The sequence below is a fragment of the Roseiarcus sp. genome (assembly GCF_052145395.1).
Classification (GTDB): Bacteria; Pseudomonadota; Alphaproteobacteria; order Rhizobiales; family Beijerinckiaceae; genus Roseiarcus.
Map to the genome: position 1 here is coordinate 1 of NZ_JBKQOT010000138.1, position 2,508 is coordinate 2,508.

Genomic DNA, 2,508 nt, shown 5'->3' on the forward strand with positions numbered 1-2,508 from the left:
GCTTGGGCCTCTTCGGCGACGGACAGTTCGGCCTGCTCCACCGCGCGCTGCAGACGGACCGATTCCCGGAAGACCGGATAATCCGCGACGACGGCCGGACAGTCCCCGATGGCCGCGCCCGGACGGAAGGGCCATTTGACACCGCAGGCCGGCAGGAGATCGCCATAGAGGCGGCCGATAGTCAGCGCGAAAAGAAGCCACAGCAGCATTGCGGCCGCGAGAGAAACCGATGGTCGTCGGACGGTCTCGGGAGGTGGGGTGGCAGGCGCTTTCCTCGACTCTACCGGGACAACTGGCTCCACGGAAGGCGCAAGACGAATCTGCGCCGAAATTTCGGGGGCGCCTCGCGAGACTGTTTCGTCCCGGCTGTAGCCCCAGTTCACGATCAGCGGAGCACCTCGATAAAACCACAGGTCGCCCGGCGGAAAAACAGTGGCGTCGCGCAAGACACGCGCGACATTCCGGCCCTCCGCTCCCTGGGCCTCGATCCGGTCGGCGAGGCCGCGTACCGCTGCGATCATGTCCGCGGCGCGGGCGCGGATCGCGCGTTGGTCATCTTCAGGAAGACGCGCGAGCGGAACCGGCGCAGGGGCTGCATCGACGAACCAGTCGCGCGTGTCGCTGTCTCGCACATCGAAGTCCGCGAACAGACCCGCGTATTCCTGGCCGAGATAGCGCGTGAGCAGCGCCGAGATGAGCGCGTGCTGGAGATCGGCCGCGCGTCCCGCCGTATGAAGGCCTCTGAGGCGCGTCGTGGCGAAACGGTAGGCGGCCATTGTCGGCGATCACGGATGAGCCGGCGCCGGAGCGCCGGGCGACGGCGCAGGCGTGGGGGCGGGAAGTGCGGGCGGATGGAGGCGCGACGCGGGACACGGCGAGTCGGACGCGGCGTATTTGACGCCCTTCTCGTCCAGGAACTTGCGCAACTCCGAGGAGTCGAGCGCCTGGTCGAAGGTCTGAAAGATCTGTTCCCCCGCCGTATCCAGGGCGAGCCAGGAGTTCACCCCGACCACGCACCCGCCTTCATCAACTAGCGGACCTCCTGAGTTTCCATGACCGATCGTCGCGGTGTGAATGATCGTGCCCACGCCTTCCGGCTCCTGCCTCTGACGCGATGTCACCACGCCCTGAGTGAGGTTCGGCTCTGGCGCCGGACCGCCCGGCGTCATGCGCATCGTTTCGAGCACGGCGCCCGGGAACCCGGCCGCGGTGACCGGCGCGAGCTGGGCCGGAACCGCCGCGATTCGCAGCGCTTCCGATCCCGCCTTCGGCTCGATTTCGAGGACCGCGACGTCCCGCGTGCCGCGCTCGCGACCCGGGCCGACCGCGACCACTCTCGCATCGACAAAACCGCCGAGCGCCTTGCTGCCGACCTTGACGACGTCGAAGTCGGCCGCGACGTGGTGATTGGTCACGATGTCGCGGTCGGAAATGAAGAAGCCGGACCCCGTGCCGTCCTTCGTCAGGACGAGCACCGTCGCCTTGTTCAGGAGGTCCGCCATGGTCGTGGCCGCCGGCTGCGGCTCTTCCGGCGTGGGCGCGGGCGTCGCCTGGCTCTTCTCCGGGGGAGCAGGCAGAAGCGTCCGGAAGTCGGCGCCGTCGGGCGGGGTCGCGACGCCCGGAACATTCTGGCAGACTTTTCCGGACAGAGCCCGAAGTTGTCGCAGCCTCTCCTCGAGCGCTTCGTTGACCGTTTTTTGGGTTTCGACGTCGGCGTGAGCGAGCGCGGCGAGATCCGGCGGAGGATAGACGAGCAGGTGCAAGAGCTCGATCGCCGCCAGGCAAGCGCCTGCGATGACGGTTGCGACGAGCGGCGCAAGCCACGGCCGCCCCGGGGAACTCGCGACGCCCGGCGGTTGCACCGGCGGCGCGGATGCGCGCGTCTCGTCCCCCGAAGCCGCCCGCCCGAGCGCGGGTCGAGCGGCGATCGAGGTGTCGCGCGCGGCGAGCTGGGCAAGCCGTTGAACGAACGATTGCGCCTCCTCGCCGTTTAACGGCGGGAGGGGCAGACGGGGCGTGTAAGGTTCGATCGTCCGTCGGAAGTGCGCTTCCCGCGCTTCTTCAGTTCCCGAGATCTCGGCCGGGATCATGCCCCAGTTCTTGATCACCGGCTGGCCGCTGATCGACAGGATATCTGCCGGAGTGAGGACGTAGAGCCACGACGCCAGCCGCGGTCCGAGGCGGGGATCGGAAAGGAGCTCGCCAAGCGATTTCAGCCGAAGCCGGAGGATTTCGGCGACCGGTTTCAGAGCGGCGGAGTCGAGTTGAGTAAATGGATAGGGCGTTCCCTCATACGAGGCGAACCATGTGACGTTCGGCGTGCTGGTGTTGCGGTTGAAGCCGCGCACCGGCTCGGCGAACAGGGACGCGACCTCAGGCCCGCAACGCTCCCTTATGACTTCGGAGAGCTCCAAGTACGAATCGAGGGAATCCCTTTCTCCGACCCGTGCAAGTGACGCCCTGTCAAGGTCAGTCGACCCGATCAGATATTGTTGAGCCATAGGCGCC

General features: G+C 67.3%; 2 protein-coding genes. Both read right to left on the minus strand.

Going from position 1 to position 2,508, the window contains the following annotated elements; all coding sequences use genetic code 11:
- Positions 1 to 632, minus strand: a 632-nt coding sequence (locus tag ACLP25_RS04845; protein ID WP_442468095.1) for a hypothetical protein, incomplete at its 3' end; no start/stop codon positions are given.
- A 153-nt stretch (positions 633 to 785) separates the two neighbouring features.
- On the minus strand, positions 786 to 2,508 hold a 1,723-nt coding region (locus ACLP25_RS04850), incomplete at its 5' end, for a trypsin-like peptidase domain-containing protein (protein WP_442468096.1).